This window comes from Gracilimonas sp. (assembly GCF_017641085.1).
In the GTDB taxonomy this organism is placed as follows: Bacteria; Bacteroidota; Rhodothermia; order Balneolales; family Balneolaceae; genus Gracilimonas.
In genome coordinates this window covers 50,010-71,220 of sequence record NZ_JAEPPI010000003.1, presented here as the reverse complement: position 1 = coordinate 71,220, position 21,211 = coordinate 50,010, and the positions used below count along the sequence as shown (strand labels likewise).

12 protein-coding genes are annotated in these 21,211 nt (G+C 36.3%); all 12 read right to left on the bottom strand.

Annotated features, from left to right (window positions below; genetic code table 11):
* Position 1: 1 nt before the first annotated feature.
* Positions 2 to 991 carry an AAA family ATPase gene (locus tag JJ941_RS11320; RefSeq protein WP_290965193.1) on the bottom strand — a complete coding sequence of 330 codons (990 nt, stop codon included), beginning with the start codon at positions 989 to 991 and terminating at the stop codon, positions 2 to 4.
* Positions 992 to 1,250: 259 nt separating this feature from the next.
* Positions 1,251 to 6,116 (bottom strand): NACHT domain-containing protein, encoded by a 4,866-nt coding sequence (locus tag JJ941_RS11315; protein WP_290965191.1) that lies wholly within the window; start codon positions 6,114 to 6,116, stop codon positions 1,251 to 1,253.
* Positions 6,094 to 7,095 carry an MBL fold metallo-hydrolase gene (locus tag JJ941_RS11310; RefSeq protein WP_290965189.1) on the bottom strand — a complete coding sequence of 334 codons (1,002 nt, stop codon included), beginning with the start codon at positions 7,093 to 7,095 and terminating at the stop codon, positions 6,094 to 6,096. Before JJ941_RS11310 ends, JJ941_RS11315 begins: the two co-directional genes overlap by 23 nt.
* Positions 7,096 to 7,148: 53 nt before the next feature.
* The gene (locus JJ941_RS11305) at positions 7,149 to 9,068 is read right to left on the bottom strand and encodes a DUF262 domain-containing HNH endonuclease family protein (protein ID WP_290965186.1); all 1,920 of its coding nucleotides are present in this window, start codon (positions 9,066 to 9,068) and stop codon (positions 7,149 to 7,151) included.
* A 141-nt stretch (positions 9,069 to 9,209) separates the two neighbouring features.
* Entirely contained in the window at positions 9,210 to 10,865 is a 1,656-nt protein-coding gene (locus JJ941_RS11300; protein ID WP_290965184.1) for a type I restriction-modification system subunit M, read from the bottom strand.
* On the bottom strand, positions 10,865 to 11,998 hold the full coding sequence (locus JJ941_RS11295; protein ID WP_290965181.1) for an AAA family ATPase: 1,134 nt from the start codon (positions 11,996 to 11,998) through the stop codon (positions 10,865 to 10,867). The genes JJ941_RS11300 and JJ941_RS11295 overlap by 1 nt, the downstream gene beginning before the upstream one ends.
* A gap of 5 nt (positions 11,999 to 12,003) precedes the next feature.
* Positions 12,004 to 13,320, bottom strand: coding sequence for a restriction endonuclease subunit S (locus tag JJ941_RS11290; RefSeq protein ID WP_290965179.1), 1,317 nt, complete (start codon positions 13,318 to 13,320; stop codon positions 12,004 to 12,006).
* Complete coding sequence (locus JJ941_RS11285; protein WP_290965178.1) at positions 13,313 to 16,315, bottom strand: type I restriction endonuclease subunit R; 3,003 nt, start codon at positions 16,313 to 16,315, stop codon at positions 13,313 to 13,315. Before JJ941_RS11285 ends, JJ941_RS11290 begins: the two co-directional genes overlap by 8 nt.
* Positions 16,316 to 16,443: 128 nt before the next feature.
* Positions 16,444 to 17,319 (bottom strand): hypothetical protein, encoded by an 876-nt coding sequence (locus tag JJ941_RS11280; protein WP_290965177.1) that lies wholly within the window; start codon positions 17,317 to 17,319, stop codon positions 16,444 to 16,446.
* A gap of 14 nt (positions 17,320 to 17,333) precedes the next feature.
* Positions 17,334 to 19,283 (bottom strand): DUF2779 domain-containing protein, encoded by a 1,950-nt coding sequence (locus JJ941_RS11275; protein WP_290965176.1) that lies wholly within the window; start codon positions 19,281 to 19,283, stop codon positions 17,334 to 17,336.
* Positions 19,284 to 19,605: 322 nt separating this feature from the next.
* The gene (locus tag JJ941_RS11270; RefSeq protein ID WP_290965174.1) at positions 19,606 to 20,262 is read right to left on the bottom strand and encodes a type IV toxin-antitoxin system AbiEi family antitoxin; all 657 of its coding nucleotides are present in this window, start codon (positions 20,260 to 20,262) and stop codon (positions 19,606 to 19,608) included.
* A gap of 310 nt (positions 20,263 to 20,572) precedes the next feature.
* A complete protein-coding gene (locus tag JJ941_RS11265; RefSeq protein ID WP_290965172.1) occupies positions 20,573 to 20,914 on the bottom strand; it encodes a HipA N-terminal domain-containing protein in 342 nt (113 codons plus the stop codon).
* Positions 20,915 to 21,211 lie beyond the last annotated feature (297 nt).

Genomic DNA, 21,211 nt, shown 5'->3' with positions numbered 1-21,211 from the left:
ATTAAGATTGGTTCAAGGTTTGCCGTCTCTCGATAAATTGTTCTATTAAATCGGTAGAAATTTTATCATTCCCAGAAATAATCATCTCTTTCAAAGCTTCATCACAAGCTCTCGTAATATCTGCAAAATTTAGCCCCACCGCTTTTTCAGCAAGTGCATGAAATTCTTTTTTGCTAACACCTTTATGTTGCTTCAAATTTCTTTGCAACAGGGTCGCAATCTCTTCCTTATCGGGCAACGGGTATTCTATAATATCATCAAACCTTCTAAATAATGCTTTATCCAATGATTCCTGCATGTTTGTAGCGGCAATAATCAAACTATTGGAACGATCCTTCTCAATAAACAGCAAAAAACTGTTGAGTACCCGTTTAATTTCTCCAACATCATTCCCATAAGAGCGATTAGAACCAATGCTGTCAAATTCATCAAAAAGATAAACCCCTCGCTTTGTGTTCATTACATTGAAGATCTGTTTTAGCTTCGCAATCGTCTCCCCCATGTAACGACTTATCAGGCCATCAAGACGTATAGAGAATAGGGGAATCGCTAACTCAGACGCAAGTGCTTCAGCTGTCATCGTTTTGCCACAACCTGGCGGACCAGTTAACAATAATTTCCGGCGGGGCATTAAATTGAATTGACGGAGCTCATTAAATTTCTGCTGCTCTTTAATGATTCTTTCAAGTGTCTCCCGAACGGGAGTAGAAAGCACCATATCACTTAATTTATAGGTATGAGGAACAAGTTCAACCAGGTACTGGATCTCTCTTAGCTCTTTGGAAACAGGATGCTGTAAAACATTGGTAACAGCAGAAGAGCTCCGTTCAGATTTTGCCTCTTCAACCAATTTTTTTAATTCATTGGCAACATTGGTATGTCCTTTTCTAGCTTCAGATGCTGCTATTTGCATAGCAATAGAGTAGAACTGAGCCTCATCATTCTCAGCAAAGCTCCTGATTAGGTGTTTTATTTTTTCTGCTGCGGCCATGTGTGTTTGATTGTTTCCAACAATATATTAAAAAGAGGTGACAGTTTACGGCATCCTCTTAGCAAATAGATGTGAACTAAGATCGTCATTACCTGAAGAGTATTTCAATCCACGTTTTTTATTTGCATTCCTGACTTTGCAAATTTATCCCACTTTAACTCAGATACTTCTTTTGCAGATCTAGCAACATCGTAAAAATTAGTTGGAGGCAGAGCCTCTATTTTGTATCCCAGAGCAGAGCACCGGAACGAAGGTAAAATTAACCAACCGAGATAAACCTCTCTCTTATGTTATAAGCCTTAGAACTCCCATTCTCTATTAGTAAGTCCAGAATAAATAAGAAAGATACTCTTAGATCTTGATCATTTTTGATCTGTGTTTGATACATTTTATTTGCTGCTTCAATAAGCTTTTCTAAATAGTAGAACCTATCTGATTCTTCGGTAAATGATTTCAAATCAGCTTTAGACTCAAAAATTTGCTTTATCCAATTAATACCATCAGGTAAAAGTTTAGCCGTTCCTATTCCGGAAAGTAATTTTAAGACAGAGTCAAAAGCATATACTCCAAATTCATTTGTAAGCTGCTTATAATAAAGTTTTTTACCTGCTAATGGCTCCCAATCTTGTTGATTAGAAGGCCACCATCTTGAAGAAAGAAATAGATGCTTTAAGATCCTCTCTTCCTTTTTCGTTCTTAGTTTTTTTTCAAGCTTTTCCCAAAACTTCCAAAATTGGCTACTATTTATTTCAGTTTGTGCATGTATAATGTCTTCAAGAGTGTTATCTAAGAATTCTTCTAACTTGCGTTCCCATTTCTGTCTTTCTTCGAATAAATAATCTAGAATTCTATCAAAAATTTGATGCCCATACTTTTCATCAGTTAGCAAAATTAAATTAGAAAGAGCTCTACGATAGTGGTTTTTTTCAGTGTAAATATTTCCGTGAGAAATTCCCTCCTCTTTTATTAAACATTCTGTTACTATCGCCTCAAAAACATAGATATAACAATCAATGTGTTTTTGCTTGTCTGTGGAATAAGGAATTAGTTGCGTGGCATGGATTAAATAATATAATGAATGCACTGTAATCTCATATTGCTGTAAATTAGCATCAATATTTTCTTCAACCACATCTTCGACTAAACCAGAGTACTCTTTTTTTAACTTTTCAATAGAGTAATTGCTCTGATTGCCAGTTCTTCGCCTAATAATTATCTCTCTATACTTTTGGGAGTATTCTAATAATCCATTTACACAGCTTTGAGCGAATGCAGAATCTATATCCCATAATTCATTTCTAAACGCTTCGATTACCTGTTCTCGTTCATGGTTTTGGAAATGAATCAATGCAAGAAAGATCAATTCTTTAGTTTCTTTTTTTTGTCCCTCCGTTAGATCAAGTTTTAAGATTTGCGGTACGAAAACATTTAAATGATTACTCAAGGCTCCAATTGGAGACATATAATCTCCATTTAAGTGTCTAAGTATTTTAAACTTTAAAACCTCAATAATCACTTCTAAAGACCACAAGAATTCGTCTTTTGAAATTTTATCTCTAAACAATTTCAATGCACAAATAGCGATGTTGAGCGGATCGCCGAACGGCCAAACTGACTGAGAATTTGAGGTCATAATTTCATTGTATGTCTCAAATTTCTCCTTCCACTCTTCGTAAGTAGGATCATTAATTTTACCTTCAAGAGCCATAAGTGCCCAATTAGTAATGGACATCATTTGGTTGCCAATTAATAACTCCTTCGTTTCTTCTTGGTTATCTATTGTTTCTTTTAGCTTTGGATCAATTTGCGCTGTTAATGCCACTTTATTTTCTTCAGGAAGTTCTATTGACTCATCCACCCGAAAATTCCGAAAATCCATGCGGCTTATTACCAATTGCCAATTAGGATCTCCTTCTGAACCTTCCATAAAATTATCGAGAATTTTATTTACTTCCTCTGAATACCCATATACCTGCAACATAGATACTAATTGTTCGAGATGTCTCTTTCGGTGTGGAAGCTCGTTGAATTGATGAACGTGTTTTTGAGCGAATGGCAATTCCCGATCCCAAGGAGCTAGCGGGGATTTATCTCCAATAAGCCTACGCCGATCCCAATCATAAAATTCTTTAACTCTAATAATAGGTAAAGCACTACGCCCTATTTTCTCAGGATTAGATATTGAGACAGACGCAAGTACTGCTGTCAATGCCACACTCTCAGAGTTTGTTAATAAATACTCGAATATTTTAGTTAATTCTTTATTAGGTATTTTACTTTGGGGGTCACACAAGCCTAGAAGCCACTCTTCTAAGGCCATCAATACGCTTGTAATTAAATAGGGTACTGATTCAACAAAACCCCGATACATGCCCCAAATCACTTCATTACCTAACTGTTTCGACTCAACTCCTTGAAGACTAGTAATAGTTACTTCTTTTATATTGCTCCTTTTTCCTCTCTCACTTTCGGCGTACGAATTTGTAGCATGATTTATGAGTTCCACAATAAAATTTAGAGCTTTCCAGGGGTGAAACCATAGTAAAAACCGTACTGGGGTTTTGTACATATTTGCGGGGAAATAGGAGAATTCATGAGCACTTGTAATTCCGAAATCCGTTTCAATATCAAAAGTACTACCCCATATTTCTTCCTCTGATTCTGTTATTAACCAATTTTTTTTAGCCATTCTAATAACCAAATCAGGTAATTCTTGGCAAACACTTCTACAATTTATACCTGATAGACATACCTTGGTTATTTCATCGTACAAACTTCTTAATTGGCGCTCTTCAAACCTTTTGGGTTGATATGAAAGCGATTCATTAATCAATTCTGCCAATGGTTGTTTTGAAACCTTTGTTATACGTACTAATAACTTGACCATGCCCTCGAGATGTTTATCAGACAAGCGAAAGTCAGTTTCTTCACTAACTGACTTTTTCAAACAGTTTATATAGTGCACTAAAATATCTCGTACCGCTTCTGCCTCTCTTGGGAGCGGCTCACTCCAACTTAATTTATTCGACCAGTCCTTAATAATTAGGTCAAGTATAACTTTTACATGGCCTGAAAGACTATCAATGTTATCTCTTATATATTCTATTATTACTGTCCACCCAAATCCATCAGGTTTAAGAAAAGCCGATGCTTCCCCATCAACTATATCTGCCTCTGCTACCATTCTTGAAAGCTCTTCATTTGGTACTTGACAAGCAGTTCTTAAAAGCTGCATTAGTTCTAATAAAAGTTGAAATGAATTCTCAGAAACAGTTTTATTGTAATCTCTTAAGAACCTCTCGCTATAGTTTGATCTTAGAATTGAGACTAACACCTCATCTTTCCAGAATGACCCTAATTCTTCATTATTAATCACTTCTTCTATCAATACAGAAAGCCTTTCTGGATTGATTTCCAAGCATTCAATTAACCAAAGCCGAAAAGCTCTTCTTATAGCTGGCTGCTTTCCTCCAAGCGTTTCAAAAAATTCAATCTTAGATCTTTTCCTTTGGAATACTCGTTCTATATGCCGTACTAAAGCTATATCCTCATAGATATCATGTGTAGCCCTATAAGATTCTTGTAACTGCTCTTCAGCTTCAATAATCTCATCCTTTTTCAAATCCTCCAGGATACTTTGGTCAACATCTTCAACATTTATAAACTGCTTCATACTAATAGCACGGTCAACAGCAATTTTCTCAAATATTGCGGCTCGCTCTTGGGATCTCTTAGATATTATTTCATCCCATATAATTCTTTTAAACTCAGGTTCTGTGAGGTTTCCTCCTTCCAGAAATTGCTCTGCATGAGATGCAGCCAAATTTAGATAAAAAGCACGGCTCAAAATCTTACTCAGCCTTGATTCATTAATCAAAGGCTCAATCTTGGGAAAAACAGTCGCCACATTTTTTAATTCCTCTTTACTGAAACGCTTTACTTCAATGCTTCTGTAGGCAGGCAAGTAATTGTGTAAGTCATATAATAATTGCTGATACGCATACGTACGACACGAAATAATTAGCTTTACACCCTTAAGCTTTTTAACTACACCAATGAATTCTTTCAGAGCATGATAATTTTCTACCTCTATTAATTTTTCAGCGCTATCAATTAGTATCACCAACTGCTGTTCTCTTCCTACCTCCTTTAGTACTGCTTCTAAGTTATTTTCCAGATAATCAAACACGATATCTAATGATGAAACAGCAAATTCTTCCGCTTTGAAAACAATAGGATTATATTTCTGATCTGCAGATAGGTCTTTTAAAATTGATTTTGCAAAAGCTGATTTACCAACTCCAGCTTTTCCGGTTATTACAACGGCATCAAACTTTTGAATTTTTCCTTTAAACTCTTTTTTAATCTCATCACGTTCCACATGATATTTATTAGCTAATAGTGATTTTATTGAATCCAGGTTTCTCTCACTTTTGGCAGTAATTTTTTCTAAGTCCTTCTGGATGGCCTTATTTTCGGGAAGCGAAGAAAAAATATCCGTATTTACTTTTTCCAGATGTTCAACATTCTTCAAAAAGGAAAGGTCAACCACACGAAATCGTTGAAATGTTCCAAGATACTTAGTGACGATGCCGGACAAATAAACATTTTCTCCATCATGGCAAAATACGCCACTCCCTGAAAATCCTTTCACATTATAAAGCGGATCACTTTCAAAAGTGGATAGAGGTGTGTTTACAGTTAGTATATTGTTTTCTGAATATTCTGCATTCAGCCCAATCTGTTCGATATTATTATATGCTTTGGGATAGCCTTTGAAAGAACACTTCCCATTAAAATAATGCGTGTTTATAAGTTGCAATCCCAAAGCTGGAATTTCTGGCTGTGCATATAATTTTATAAGAGCTATATCTAAATCATCAGGATAATAAATTTCACAAGTTTCATTCAGAGATAATGTTGAATGATCAAAAGTAGTTAATTGCACATCATTTATATCCAATGCTTCACTTAGAGATGCACCAAGCAAACAATGTTTAGCTGTCAATAAATAAGATTGATCAGAATGATCAACTTTAAATAATACTCCTGTGCCTTTACCGTTTGGTGTTTTAACTCTGCAGGTAGATGTACTAATTATTTCAATTGGTGATAGTGAGTCCATTTTTAGAATGATCCCCGTAGAAGCACGATATATTGTAGTCTTCTATTTCTTGTTTTGTAAAAATTGATCTTAAAACTTCGTTATCGTAATTAAAATAAAACTTAGGATTACTACTAATCGAACTGTGAACAATTCTTGCTAAACTTTCTTTATGTGGTAAATTATATCGATTCAATCCATTTGCGCTGATCAAAAAATTCTCACATTCTATTAGTGAAATCATCTCATCATTTATATTCCTCTTACTTCCATGATGAGGCATTGACATGTAGTCAACTTTGAGTTTATTACTCTCTGAGTACCCTTTCTCTTTAAGCCATTTTATTATAACTGACGGCACGCAATCAGATAACAAAAGCACTTTAATATCGCACAAACTCATTAGCAAACCAATACTTGAGGCATTATAGAGCTGATCACCTTCATTAAATTCATTTTCAATTAATCTTTCTACTGAAAATCCATGATCTGGTTCAGTCAAAGATATCATTGATTCTTCTGAACTAAATTTTTCAAACTCATCAATAACTCTATCAAGTTCTTTACTACCAGGAGAAACAACTGAAAGTTTTGCACCTGCTAAATCTAATGAGTCTAACTCATTTGTAATTTGAATATCCTCAAGAAATCCAAGCTCTAATAATAATTCACGTAGCTTTATTCCATCTTTTATACTAATCATGCCTGAAAAATCAAGATTAGGATCGCCAGAGGAAGAATTATACCATACTTTTTTTATCAACCCCTCTTCTCCATAATCTTGGATAAGTTTTATTATTCCTCCGATATGATCTTGATCAGTGTGAGTTACAACAAGTAGATCAATTAATTCCTCTCCCTCTTTAACTCGCTGCACTTCTTGCTTTAAAGTATTCTGATAAGTCCCTTGAAAACCACCATCTATTATTATGTTATGTCTATTTTGATCATTGCCGAGAAAGTTTATTGAAATACAATCTCCATTTAGAACTGGTAACATCTTTATGACAAGATCATTATTTATCATTACAGAATAATTTGATATCAGACATTCTATTTGTCAGTCTCAATACTTAATTCTTCTTCATCTTCTATATATTCCTTTTCATCCTCTGCCAACACTGCATTATTGATCTTATCAAAATCCCATCGATCATATATGAATTGCAAAAGCTTACTCTCTCTTTCTTCAATCTTTTCAGGGGTCCACTCATTATTTGAATGGTTTTTTGCCAATTCATTAGCAGAATAATTACTCATCTTATACTCAGCTATTTTTTTGTCAAATGGATAATTTTTGATTCTTGAGTTTTTACCCTTTGTTAAAAGCAGAAAGTTACCTAATGAATGTAATTTCCTTTTTCGCTCATCATTATTAAAATCACCAAATCTATCCGTCCAGTATTCATGGTCAGGTGTTTGTGGATATATATGTTCTACAGAATTTTCCTTTGTGATTTCATTATAGTCTAATTTTGGAGCCTCATTACCTCTTAAAATTTCTTCATATTCATATAAGGCATAAAGAAGTCCCTTCCACGAATAGTATCCACTTTTCTTTTCTGACCTAAAAAGCTCTTCAATTTCGCTTTCAAACTTTTGCCAATTTCCATACTCACTGATGTTTGACTTTAATTTTTTAATAGAATCAGATTTCGCTTCGTCAATTGTCTTAACGTTACCATTATTATAAGCCTCAAATAGCTGATTTGCTGCTCCTGCAAATGTCGAAAGCCCTACATCAGATCGACGTCTATTCATTTCATAAACTCGAAACGAAAACAGTTCACATAATTTCAAGAGTCTAATATAAAACTCTGGCTCTTCCCTGGAAATATCGGCACCGACAAGTAGTAGTGGATTAATCGTTGCTGTATTTAATCTCTTTAAGCGGACAAGCTGGGTTTTAATTTTTTTTCTTTGATTTCCATCGAGTATAAAATCAAATGCATCCGGCGACTCTGGATGATTTATATATTTCCAATACAATGAATAGGTAGCTAGACTTTTTGCGTACTCATCTATTTTACCAATGTAATTATCCTGACTGACGAGTTGATCTACAGTAAATTCTTCTTTTAAAATCTGATTCTTTATTGAAATCTCCGTTTCATACCCTCTGTACATTCTCCAATGATACCTTAAAAATTCATCCTCGCTTAATACTTTATTTGGAAGTGTTAGATTTTTTAAGAGGTTTCCCCACTCTCTGTTAAAATTGTCAATTAATGACTTAAAATTTGTTGCATCTCTTTTCCCTGTATTCTTTTTGCTGTTTTCCCGCTCAGATGATTTTCCTAATAGATACAGCAATCTATTTTTGACCAGCTCCAAGGTAGACAATGATAATCCACGGTTATTTATCGTTTCAAATACTATACTGACTTGTGTTAGATTTTCAACTGTGAATTCATTGAAGTAAAGATCCCTGCGGAGTTTTTTTAGAAATTTCACATAATAATCTTTCTCAAAATTATCGAAATATGTAGATATTGCCTCTTTAGCTTTTAGAAAATTTACTGAATACAAGTTTTTCTCATCTGTAGTACTATTTTCCAGATTGAGTATTCTGGATCTGAAAAATTGATTGTTAATCTCATCCACTTCGTACCGAAATATATACTGTCCTCTTATCTTCAAATACTGCTCGATTAACCTTTCAACATCCTCTCCTTCAATTCGATTAATCAATTCACTGATGATCATAATTAAAGTCGTAAAACGCTGTTGACCATCAACTACATGAAATTGATCCCATTCCGTGTAGTCATCAATATCAATACGTTCTTCTTGTTTATGTAATGCTACAGTGCCCATGTAATGTGGCACCCCAAGATTTATCGCATTTTCTACATCTTTTAATAGGTCTTTTACATTTGAAGGCGTCCAGGAATATCCTCTCTGATAATTTGGAACAATATAGATTCTATCTTTGAATAAAGTAGATAGGTTCGCTTTGCTATTCGTGTTCATTCTACGATCTAATCTTTATAAAAATGATAATTTATTCATCCCCAATATAGGCTTCAGCATATCCCGTTTTTTTAGGGAAGCTGTTGATGCATGTAAAAACTTCACTCTTTAGAGCGAACTACCGTTAGTGCTACAACTCGTTTACTCCTTACTCTCCGAATCACCTAAAGGCAATAAAGGCAATCCCAACTCCTCTAAAAAAGAATTATGCTTCTTTGTAGTCTCAGTAATATCCTTTTCCAAATCCACCAGTTTTTTATTCACCTCATGCAAATCTACGCGAGGCTCCGCCTCTGCTGTACTCACATATCTCGAAATGTTTAGATTGAAACCGTTCTTTTCGATTTCATCCAATGAAACTTTGCGAGAATAACGGTCAGCTTCATTTCTGTCTTTGTAAGTATCGACAATATTAGAGATGTGTTCTTCTCCAAGTGAGTTTTGCCTCTTCCCAGAATCATAGTGCTCACTCGCATTTATGAAAAGTACATCGTCTTCCTTCTTACACTTTTTCAACACAAGAATACAAACAGGGATACCAGTCGAATAGAACAGATTAGAAGGCAATCCTATCACAGTATCGATATTGTTGTCTTTGAGTAATTTGGTGCGAATTCGTTCTTCTGCACCACCTCGAAATAGAACACCATGTGGAAGAATAATTGCCATGGTTCCTTCCTGACTTAGAAAATGAAAACCATGCAATAAGAATGCAAAATCGGCAGCTGATTTGGGTGCTAAACCATAACTCTTGAATCGAAAATCTTCAGCCATGGCATCATTTGGCTCCCATCGTAAACTAAAGGGTGGATTAGCAACAACGGCGTCAAACTCCGTTTTTTTGGAAGGATTCATTTCATTCAAAACGTCCCACTGGTTTTTTAAAGTGTCACCATGGAAAATCTCAAACTCGGTATCTTTCATCCCGTGAAGGAGCATGTTCATCCTGGCCAGGTTGTATGTGGTTACGTTATTTTCTTGCCCGTAAATTTTACCAATGGTTCCACCATTTTCTATAACGCGCTTCCTAACGTTCAGTAATAAGGAACCGGAACCGCAAGCGAAATCAAGTACATTATCCAGTTTGTTCTTCTTGCCCGTTGAGGGATCTTGACTGTCTAAGGTGACGATCTCAGAGAGAATGGTAGAGATTTGTTGAGGGGTATAAAATTCACCCGCCTTTTTACCTGAACCGGCAGCAAACTGGCCAATTAAATATTCATAGGCATCACCAAGCGTATCTGTATCGGTTGAGAAATCAGCAATCCCTTCTGCGATCTTCTGGATGATAGTACAGAGCTTTTTATTTCGTTCTTTTGGTGTCTTACCCAGTTTGTCAGAGCTCAGATTGATTTCTGAAAACAAGCCTTGAAACGTATTCTCAAACGAATCGTTTTCAATGTAACGGAACCCTTTTTCAAGAGTAACCAATAGGTCGCCGTCCTGAGTCCGGGCCATTTCAGAAATGTTACTCCAGAGGTGTTCAGGTTTGATAACGTAATGTACTTTTCTACGCATTTGTTTTTCAAACTCAGGTACGAACTCTTCATTCTCAGCATACCAAACTTGTAGTGGAGAATTTGCATTGAGCTTTTCCATTACATCTGGAGGCGTATCATCAGGATAATCTGATCCTAGCTCTTTCTTAGCCGATGCTTCATAGTTCGTTGAGAGATACTTTAAAAACAAAAAGGAAAGCATGTAATCACGAAAGGAATCAGCATTCATAGCCCCTCGCAATTGATTAGCTATGTTCCAAAGTGTTTTACCTAACTCTTGTTGTTGTTTCTTAGTCATTATTCTTCAGTTTGAATTTCGTCATTGAATATTTCAGGAAGATCAAATTCATATTTTTCTAAAAATCCATCTAATATTCTTTTAAATAGGTCCTTATTGTCAACTCCCATCTCTCTCGGATCAAATACAGAATATTTACCATGACTAAATAACTGTAAAGCTCTTTCAAAAAGAACTTCATCTTCTAAACCATGGATACACTTATCAATTTTATCATATCCAAAAAAGCTTGCTGTTTTTTCTAATACACTTCTCATTGCATTAAAGTGATAAGTATATATTAAATCTGATTCTGCTACTTTTTTTAGTTCACTAATTACTGCAATATGATGAAAAAAAGGAGTATCACCTGTATTCTTTAACTCATAATTATTTAACCCATTTGAATGTAAGAAGTAGCATTTATTCTTAATTTTCCGGCAAAGCTCATTAAACATGACATTGAAAAAGAGACTATGATGAGTTGAGACTACGGTCTTAATGTTGTTATCGTCCCTTTTAATTAACCTTGCCAAGTCACAAGCTACAGCTATTGCATTATTTTCATCCAACGATGAAATTGGATCATCTATATATATGTATTTAACCCAGCTGTATGCCCCGTCTTCATTTTCTACATGGTCAACTGCTAACTCGCATATTGCTATAAAAAAGCACCAAATGAATAGATTTTCCTCTCCTCTTGATATTTTTATATCACTAATGGTTTCTTGTTCTCCGTCAACTACGATATCTCTTGAGAAAGTTACTTTATACTCATCGTAATCAATGAAGAAATTTAGGTCTACATAGTTTTGAAAAATGGGTCCAATACGGTTTTCCATTTCCAATTCCTGGAGACCCTCAAAAAAGACCGAATCCTTATTCAGTTTTAAAGCTCTATTTACATTCCCCTCAAGATCATTATCCCAAACAAACAGGTCTTCTGTAAAAGCATTAAAGTATAAGGTATCACGAGTTTCTTCATCTGCCTTACCCAGCTCTTTAAACTCCATGGATAACCTTGTCTTCCCAGTCCCATTATGTGCAAAGAGTAGTATAAACTCTTTCTCACTTCTACGATCTCCAGTTAAATATTTCCTAAAATGATCCGCAACTTCTTCTAAGCTATTAAAATTTGTACGATCGCTCATTTTCTTTAATTACTTATTTTAGGAAATAGCCCTTGCATCAAGCCCTTTTTATGCAACTCTAACTCTTCTAATTTATCTTTTTCAGCATGGATTAATTCATCACATTCCGAGAGACAAGAGGCAATTTTCTTTTGTTCATCTAGCGATGGCCTAGGGAGCACCGTGTTATATACAATTTTACTACTAATGTTTTTCACAATACCGCCAGCAGCATATTTTTCGTACTGATATTGCATATAATCCGAATTGAGAAGCTGAAGAAGGAATTGTTTATCAAATGATTCTTCATATTCCCGAAGGACAAACCAACCATCGTATATGCATCCATCAATATCTATTTCATAAGTTTTACCATAACTCATGGAGTTGGCCAAAATCAATTCGCCCTTACTAACTCTCCTGGATTTTTCTGCACCTTTTTGCGTTATTTTTTCCTCTACGGAGCTGATTTTAAAATCATCATCAGCACCGGTGTCACCAATTTTAATCCAATTTACTCCATCATCACTTTTTGTTCGATATTCTCTTATTGGGCGTGGTGAACTTCCCCTATCTAATTTTATATATTTCGAAAATTTACCCATTTCCCAGTCCCCCTCTTTCTCAAACTCTGGAAAACGATACTTAGGTTTCTTTCTTTTGTCATGAGGAAAGAAGTTTTGTAACAAGCTCTTTTTGTGGTCTTTGAGAGAATCTAACTTATTTTTATGGGCGGTTATCAATTCATCTAAAGAAGAAAGACAGTCAACGATTTTTTGTTGTTCTTCTTTTTTTTCAGGGTAATAGACATTTATTTCAGAAATTCTTCCCTTAGAAATCCCTAAAACTTTTGCTCCTTGAGCCTGTCTCTTTATCTGTTTTCGTATAGCTGCAGATTTAAATAAATAACCACCAAAACCGATAATGAAATTTGGTTTTATTTGTCTAGCCTGTAGAGTATGAAGACCAGATAGTAGTTTTTCATTATTTAAATTTACTATTTCAATGCTTTTGCCAATGTCATCTAAATCTTCTGAGGCATCAGCCATTATTATGTCACCTTCAGAGCAATAATTTTCTTGATCTATTCCTTCGATAGAAACATCTGGATTAATGAAGGGAACTTTTTCCTTAGTTATATCAAAAAGTGTTGAAAATTGAGTATGTATATCACCATAATGAATATTTTTTACTGAGCCCGTTTCTAGGTTTAGCTTATTTCTGGAAAATGAGTTTGTAATCTTTAATGAATATAATTTATTAAATGGTGCCAGCTTCCAATTTCCATCCTTATCAAACTCCGGAAACCGTAACTCAGGTGTCAATTTATTCTCTTTACTCATAAGCAGCTAGCCCCGAAATTTCACGCCCTTCAGCCAGTTTTTTTAATTGTGGAACTAAGTCTTCCATCAATGCCAGTTCTTTGGTTCTGCGTTCTTTCCAGCTAAGTTCTAAAGGTTCCAGTAAATCGGTGAGGTTTTCCCCGTCAAATATCATTCGGCTCATAATCTGTTCTACAAAGCTTTTTAAGTCAGCCGTTTGTAAACCGTGTTTATTCGCAATAGCTGCCAATTCTTTTTCATGCTTTTCTATTTTAAAGGTTTCATAGCCTTCTCGAAGTGTTTGTACATCCTTTCCACTGTCCCAATCCAGACTGTTAATGTAATCCGTCAGGTCTTCCTCTTCCTCCATCAGGTTGGAATTGGACTTCAAAAGACTTATGACCTGGGCCTTGGACATTTTTTGCTTGGAAGGTTTCTTCTGCGTGCTGTCAGCTACCAGGTTCATGATGTAATCATAATCAATTACCGCAGAAGCGAAGAGTACGAACTCAAAATCCAGCTGCTGAATATCTTCAGGCGCATCTTCGCCTTCTTTTTGTTGTATATCTCGCAGATGCTTAGCTGTTTCTAAATAAGAACTCCTGAATTCTTGTAAAGTCTCTTCAGGAAGAATTTTTTCGATAGAAGCCTGTTGTTCTTCATCCAAATCCGTGTACTGATCAAGCTGGGTTTTAAGACGTTGTACTTCCTTAAAGTTTTTTATGAAAGCAACCTTCGCTGCATCACCTCTCAGGTTGTACACTTCCCCCGGCTCGTTCACCAAATCATGTTCTTGCATGAATACGCCCAGTTTCTCCACAGCTTCTTGGTATTTATCAATTACAACAGGAGCAGGATCAACCATCCAGACTTCTTTGGCTTTTCCAGCATCTTCACCAGAAAAGAGGGTAATAGCCTCATTTACTGATTCCTGCTGAGAGCGGAAATCTAAAATATTCCCATAGGGTTTACTATCATTTAATACCCGATTGGTCCGCGAAAACGCCTGGATCAATCCATGATAGTTTAAGTTCTTATCTACATATAGGGTGTTGAGGTATTTGGAATCAAATCCGGTAAGCAACATATCTACCACAATGGTTATATCAATCTTGTTTTTATGCGGATAATCCTTGTTGCTAAATTTCTGGTCTTTAATCCGGCTTTGCACATCCTGATAGTACAAGTCAAATTCATTGATGCTGTGATTGGTGCCGTACTGAGTATTGTAGTCAGCAATAATTTCCATTAAAGCTTCTTTCTTTTCCTCAGGATTATGCTTGTTATCTTCTTTTTCCTGAGCCAAATCTTCCTGCAATTGCTGTATATCGGCCGCATTTCTCTGGCTTCTCTTGTCTCCTTCCTTAGCAATTAATTGTGCCGGAGGAGAAAATACACAGGCAATATTGAGCGGAACATAGTCTTCATTTTCAGTTTTCTTTTCTTCTTGAAGTTCACTGAATATACGGTAGTATTCAATCGCATTATTAATGGATGAGGTGGCAAAAATGGCATTAAATTTACGCTGATTGGTCGCTTTATTGTGCTTGTCGATAATCGCTTCTGCTACAGCATGTTGAGCAATTCCAGTTCCTGGTTTCGGATTTTGATCCCCCTTCCCTTTAAAGTAATCTATATGAAATCGTAGTACGTTTTTATCATCTATAGCATGAGTAATTGTGTAAGCATGAAGCTGTTTTTCAAAGACGGTTTCTGTGGTCTTGTACTTTTCATATTGCCCTTCCCGGATTTTATAATTTGCATTATCATCAAATATGGGAGTCCCGGTAAAACCAAAAAGTTGGGCATTTGGAAAAAACTCTTTTATAGCCTGATGGTTAACTCCAAATTGTGAGCGGTGACACTCATCAAAGATGAATACCATGCGTTTATCGCTTAGAGGCTCCAGTCGTTCTTTATAATTTCTTTTGTAGCCACCATCCAAGGCCAATCCTAATTTCTGAATAGTAGTTACAATAACCTTATCTGCATAGTCCGTGGAGAGTAAACGCCTAACCAACATTTCGGTATTGGTATTTTCTTCTACACTACCCTCCTGAAATTTATTGAATTCCTCTCGGGTTTGTCGATCAAGATCTTTTCGGTCAACCACAAAAAGACACTTTTCGATATTTGGATTGCTCTTTAGCAGTGTAGAAGCCTTAAAAGAAGTAAGCGTTTTACCACTTCCTGTAGTATGCCATATATACCCATTACCCCGATTTTGATCTATACAATCTACAATAGCTTTTACTGCATAGATCTGATATGGCCGCATGACCAGCATTTTCTGCTCGCTTTCCACCAGCACCATATATTTACTGATCATTTCACCCAATGTACACTTGGAGAGAAATTTCTTGGTGAACGGTTCAAGGTGAGTAATTTTTTTATTGCTCTCATCTGCCAGTTGGTAAATGGGCAAAAACTGCTCATCAGCATTGAATTGAAAGTGCTGATTTTTATTGTTGGCAAAATAAATCGTATTGCTTCTGTTGCTCACTATGAACAACTGCATGAAACACATCAAAGTATTTCCGTACCCATTGCCGGGCTCATTCTTATAATCCACGATCTGCTGCATGGCTTTCCGTGGTGAGATGTCTAATCTCTTCAGTTCAATCTGTACAACTGGTAGACCATTAATCAAAAGTACTAAATCATACCTCTGATTGCTGTTCTCTGTATTGATACGCAGTTGTCTAATAACCTCAAATTCATTCTTACACCACTCATTAATGTTCACTAAAGTGTAATGAAGGGGTGTACCATCTTCTCGTTGGAAGTATTGTCTTTCACGAAGCTTTTTAGAAGCTTCAAAAACATCCGGCTCAATAATATCTTCTCTAAGCCGTAGAAATTCACTCTCTGATAAGTGTACCCGATTAAGCGATTCAAACTTCTTTTTGAAGTTTGCTTCCAACGAATCCCTATCCGTAATATCAGATCTATAGGTATATTTCAGCTCCTGCAGCTGCTCAATTAATTGTTCTTCAATCTGACTTTCTTTGGTCATTAAATCTTATTAAGGGCTTGTTGGTATTGTAAGGACTCTTTCCTGCTTTAGCTACAAAGTTTTATAACTAAATTAAGAGGTTAGCAGAACATAAAGGAATAGAAAGAGAAGTTCCTCAAAAATATAGTTCAAAACATATCTCTTTTAGGAAGCTTATGCTCAATAACTAGTTTTTTTCTTTGATGAGCTCCCTTAATATGGTCAACTGGGTCTAATTTAGAAAAAGCAGTAAATCTTAGGGTATCTTCTTTGTAAAATTGACTCCTTCTATTCCTTATCATGTTTGCCATTAATAAAGACATAAAATTAATTCTTTCTATATCCTGCTCAGGGTTATATGAGACAGTAATTTCAGAGAATCCACTTCCATCCTTTTCAAAATCCAAGTAGGTAAAAGAATTTGAAAAATCATTATCTCCTATAGCTTCAGTAATACGTTCGTCTTTCAAATAATCATTATCTAACAGCGGAAGGATTCTTAACCCATGTTTATAGGCATTGTAAGATTGTCGATCGACAAAATCTTTGGCTGCTTGCTGAATTAATCTTTTAGCTTTTGTTAATGTATTCTGTAGATCTTTTTTTGACATTTTGTGATCTATCCCAGCATAAAAGGCCCATTCCAAAAAGCTTCTTTTGTCTCCATTTTCTAGCTCTACCTTTTGGGAATCAATATTAAGTTCTCCAGTAGCAATCTTTTCTATTTTCTTTAAATTTTTATGCCATTTCGAGTTGTTTAAATAAAGCCAAATATGCTTGTCGTCCTTCTTTTGGAGAGCAAATAATAGTTCGAATAAAGCCTCTACTTGCTGAAAGTAAGTAAAGTGTAGTTCATAGTTGAGCATCCTTTGATACCGCTTCTGATCAGAGCCATATCCAGATATTCCAATATCGTCACTGGCGGAGCCTTTTGAGTCAATTTTACTTTTCAACATATTGGCCTTATTCAGCCAAAAATCATATGGGTAAAGTTTGTAGAATATCTCTGGTTCTTTTTCAATCATAGAATTGATTTGATTTAATCTTTCAAAAACTCCCAATGCTGATAAATCATCACCATGGCCAGCGTATCCAACTCACAATAACGCAGTAAAGCCTCAAACACCCTATCCCGCTCCTCTTCCGGCAAATCATCAAACTGCATGCGTGCCCAGGCCATCATGGCGGTGCCACCTTCGGTGATTCGTTCCCCGGATTCCAGTTCTATTTCCACATCTTCGGATTCATCCGGAATGCCATAGCCCACCGGATCAAGCAGCTTATAGGGATTGATCACCTTTCCGTTTTCATTGGTTTGGTAGAGCACTTTGTCTTTCATGCTTAATCCTGAATAAGGATTGGAATAAATTTGCTTGAGGGTTTCACTTTCGTTTAAAACAGCGGGTAATACATCTTTGATGCTGTTGGAACCGCCCATGTACACCGAGTAGTAATACTTCACAACCAGCCACTGCTGATCAATGAGTTCTCGTGGTGCTCCTTTGGTGACCAGCGTATCAATCCAGGCAATCAGTTCTTCCCGATCCGGTTCTTCAGATTCCAATAGGCGTCTTTTCACATCATTCAAGGTCGTCTTTTCATAATGATGATACATAAACACGCTGCCTTCATCCTGTTCCAGGACTTTCTTGAGTTCCCGTACAAAATCAAAGCCCGGATACACGCCCTTTCTTTTGTCCACCCATTCAGCCGCATGTTCTACTCTTCCATCATCGTAAACGTTATGCATAGAAAACTGAAAGGGTATCTTTTTATAGGGATAACACCCTTTGTGAAACGGAATAGCCGGAGCAATACCCTCAAAGTCGATGAAGTGCAGAGGATAGGTCCAGCTTTCCATTTCCTGGAATAGTCCGGGCAGGATCACTTCACTAGCATCATGCCGGCCGGTCATTTTCATAACCTGAGCCAGTTTTCGCTCATCTCTGCTATCCCAAATCGGCTGTTGGTACAAAGAGTCTTCATCTACGTCCAAATACTCTGGAGTGATCTCCTCCATGAGATAGATCTCATCATCTATATACTTTTTTGAATCGGCGTACCACACATCAAAGGCATGTGGTTTGGCAAGTTCTTTTTCGCTCCAATTCAACGCTTCTTTCCAGCACTCATTAAACCCGGCTTTTTTACCGTTCAGCTTTTCGGGGTTCACCCGATGCTCACAATTCCGGCATTTGGCTCCTATGGTCACCGGGTATTTTTCATCTTTACGAATCAGCTCACACAATCCCTCAATCCACTGATCAAAGTCTTTGGCTTCCAGTTTGCTTTCCGGCTCTCGAGCTTCCCCGTTAAAGATGAGGGCTACTTCATTCGAGACATCAATGGTGGTCATAATCGGATCGCCCAACTCAATATCAGATCGGTTTTCAGTCAACTTGACTTCACTCCGCCCTTCTTCATTCTCCACGATCTTAAAGTACTGATGCAAGCCGTCCACACTGGTTGGAACCCCTTTATCAATCAACATGAGATAAGGACGAACATTGAATTCAGGATAAGCCTTTTGCATCACCCAGGTCTGGAAGGCTACATCGTAGAGATACTTATGCCACTTTGGGTATAACTCTCCATTTTGCTTGTAGAAGCTTTCGCCCGATTCCCAAGACTTTGATTTTACCTCAATGAGTTTGATCTCGTTGCCCTCTTTAACAAGGATATCAACCAAGGAATATGTCAATCCATGTTGGATAGCTGCTTCATAAATTACAACCTCATCTTGTTGAAGCAATTCTTTAGTCTGCTCAATGGAAACAGATTTATCTCTGGAATAAGGAATCTCAACGCCACCGGGATAGTACAGCTTGGCTAATTCCCCAACTTGGATACCGCCTTCAGCTAAAGCTTGTAGGAAATCATTGTCGTCTTGTGAAGTGGCATACTCGTCTTCGTGGTTTTTGTAGTAGAGCTTTGTTGGGCATTCCAGACAATGTGTGAACTTGGATTTAGTTAAGTAATTGTTGGCCATGAGCACTCCGAAAAACAGATTTATAACAATGCCCTTTTAACATACACAATGGCTATGACAGATTCTGTCACCTTAATTCCACAAAACTCATTGTATTCCAGCAATTTTCAAGCAATTCCACAGAATTCCGGTAAATTCCAATTAATTGAGTTTGACTACTCTAAAGCTATTGATCTGTGCTTCGCTATAACTATTAGTTTGTGCAAAGTTGTTTAAAATTAGAGGCATGGACTGTTTTAATTTTAAAAAAGCACAAACTATATTTCGGCAGTAAACTAAGTTTAGTGCCGAAAATTTGTGCCTGATATGACCATGTAGATGACTAGGTATTAATAGCGGATTTAATTGTTTCTGTATCCAAATTTTGGCGAATACTCCAGCGACTGTACATTTTTCCTTTTTTGGGAAGCTCAGTATCTAATACGGTGAAAGAGGCTGTTTTAAGCTTCTGCAATTTCGGGATAATGTCCGTCTCAATTTCAAGCATTTCCAGTATAAACCCCAAGCGTTTAATCACAACCTGAGAATCAAATTTGATGATATATTCTAACAGCTTATCATAAGAGATATCGTCTTTTCTCTTATAAAGCCCACGAGCTACTTCCACTATTCCCCCGGCATAATCCGGTTTATACAGACAATCGACCAGCGTCTTTTCCAGATCAGAGCACCAAACTTTATCATATGAGTTTATCCATTTCTTTTTATACCCAAAGAAATGCTTTTCATTATGGTAGATAAATTGAAACGTCACATCTTTGATCTTTTGGATGCTTGGCTTCACCTGCTTTGATACCACTACCTGTTCTTTTAGGGAAGGCTGTGTGATCAGATTATGAATTTCCATAGCCGAATAATATCCGATGTAGTATTCACCATCGGATACTAAATATTCCGGTAACACGTGCCATTCAGGCATATAATTACCAGGATCTTCTTCATATGGTATTACACAATACACTCCTTGTTTTAACCTCATTAAGAGCCCTCTTGCTGCCATATCAGAAAGCAACTTAAGCACCGTATTTTCCGAGGAGTCCGGAAAAGCTTCTTTTGCATCAGCTACTTCAAAACAACGTTTCTTCTGCTTTGCCAGATATGTCAGCAGTACACTAGATTCTGTTGATATGTTTTTATGGATCATTTCCATAGGAAAGACAGTGAATTATGTTTTATATCCAATATATGAGTTCTAAGCTCATTATTAAGATACAAAACATAACAACTAAGTTAATCCACAAAACTCAATTTACTCCAAACATTTACTTCTAATTAAGGAAAGATTTATTCTATTCATCAAACTCTTCACTAATCATAGAGATTACATGGATTGCTCCAATCGGATCAAAATTTCCGATAGCTAATAACAATCCAAAATGGTCTTGTAGGTGAATTTCGTAGTACTGATGCTGATAAGCTCTGTTGTTCCCCTCTGTCAACATATTGAAAAAATATGGGAATAGATGATCTGACTGATAAACTTTTTGGGTTTTTGGCATGGTAAGACTAACCGGAGGTTTTGCTGAATCCTGAAACCAGTCATCATCATATATAAATTCATAAGATTTTTTGTGGTATTGAATTAATGCACCAACCCTTTCTCCGTTTCTAGTAATTCTTGCTGTTCTCATATTTAGATCGTTGAGTAAAAATCACAATAAAGTGTGAGTTTCGTTGTCTTTAAAAACTAGAAATGAATATTCACAAACTAAATCACATTATGTTGTGATTTCTGACAGAAAACAACAAATGGTCATTGCAGCAATTTTAAGGTTATTTTTTTGGCAACATCTACCATTAAACTCAAATGAGATCGGTCGTTAGAATCGAAATTTATAGACGTACTTTTTTTCTAAAATATATGACCGTTTGAAACCACGATCGCTATAACGTACTAAAAATACGCTTTTTATCTTGGGGGGTAACTT

What these genes read in the sequence shown, in the direction of transcription:
- JJ941_RS11265 (WP_290965172.1), bottom strand. Translation starts at nt 20,914, where the DNA reads ATGAGAACAGCAAGAATTACTAGAAACGGAGAAAGGGTTGGTGCATTA.
- JJ941_RS11315 (WP_290965191.1), bottom strand. Translation starts at nt 6,116, where the DNA reads ATGGACTCACTATCACCAATTGAAATAATTAGTACATCTACCTGCAGA.
- JJ941_RS11300 (WP_290965184.1), bottom strand. Translation starts at nt 10,865, where the DNA reads ATGACTAAGAAACAACAACAAGAGTTAGGTAAAACACTTTGGAACATA.
- JJ941_RS11320 (WP_290965193.1), bottom strand. Translation starts at nt 991, where the DNA reads ATGGCCGCAGCAGAAAAAATAAAACACCTAATCAGGAGCTTTGCTGAG.
- JJ941_RS11270 (WP_290965174.1), bottom strand. Translation starts at nt 20,262, where the DNA reads ATGAGGTTAAAACAAGGAGTGTATTGTGTAATACCATATGAAGAAGAT.
- JJ941_RS11275 (WP_290965176.1), bottom strand. Translation starts at nt 19,283, where the DNA reads ATGGCCAACAATTACTTAACTAAATCCAAGTTCACACATTGTCTGGAA.
- JJ941_RS11310 (WP_290965189.1), bottom strand. Translation starts at nt 7,095, where the DNA reads ATGTTACCAGTTCTAAATGGAGATTGTATTTCAATAAACTTTCTCGGC.
- JJ941_RS11290 (WP_290965179.1), bottom strand. Translation starts at nt 13,320, where the DNA reads ATGAGTAAAGAGAATAAATTGACACCTGAGTTACGGTTTCCGGAGTTT.
- JJ941_RS11280 (WP_290965177.1), bottom strand. Translation starts at nt 17,319, where the DNA reads ATGATTGAAAAAGAACCAGAGATATTCTACAAACTTTACCCATATGAT.
- JJ941_RS11295 (WP_290965181.1), bottom strand. Translation starts at nt 11,998, where the DNA reads ATGAGCGATCGTACAAATTTTAATAGCTTAGAAGAAGTTGCGGATCAT.
- JJ941_RS11285 (WP_290965178.1), bottom strand. Translation starts at nt 16,315, where the DNA reads ATGACCAAAGAAAGTCAGATTGAAGAACAATTAATTGAGCAGCTGCAG.
- JJ941_RS11305 (WP_290965186.1), bottom strand. Translation starts at nt 9,068, where the DNA reads ATGAACACGAATAGCAAAGCGAACCTATCTACTTTATTCAAAGATAGA.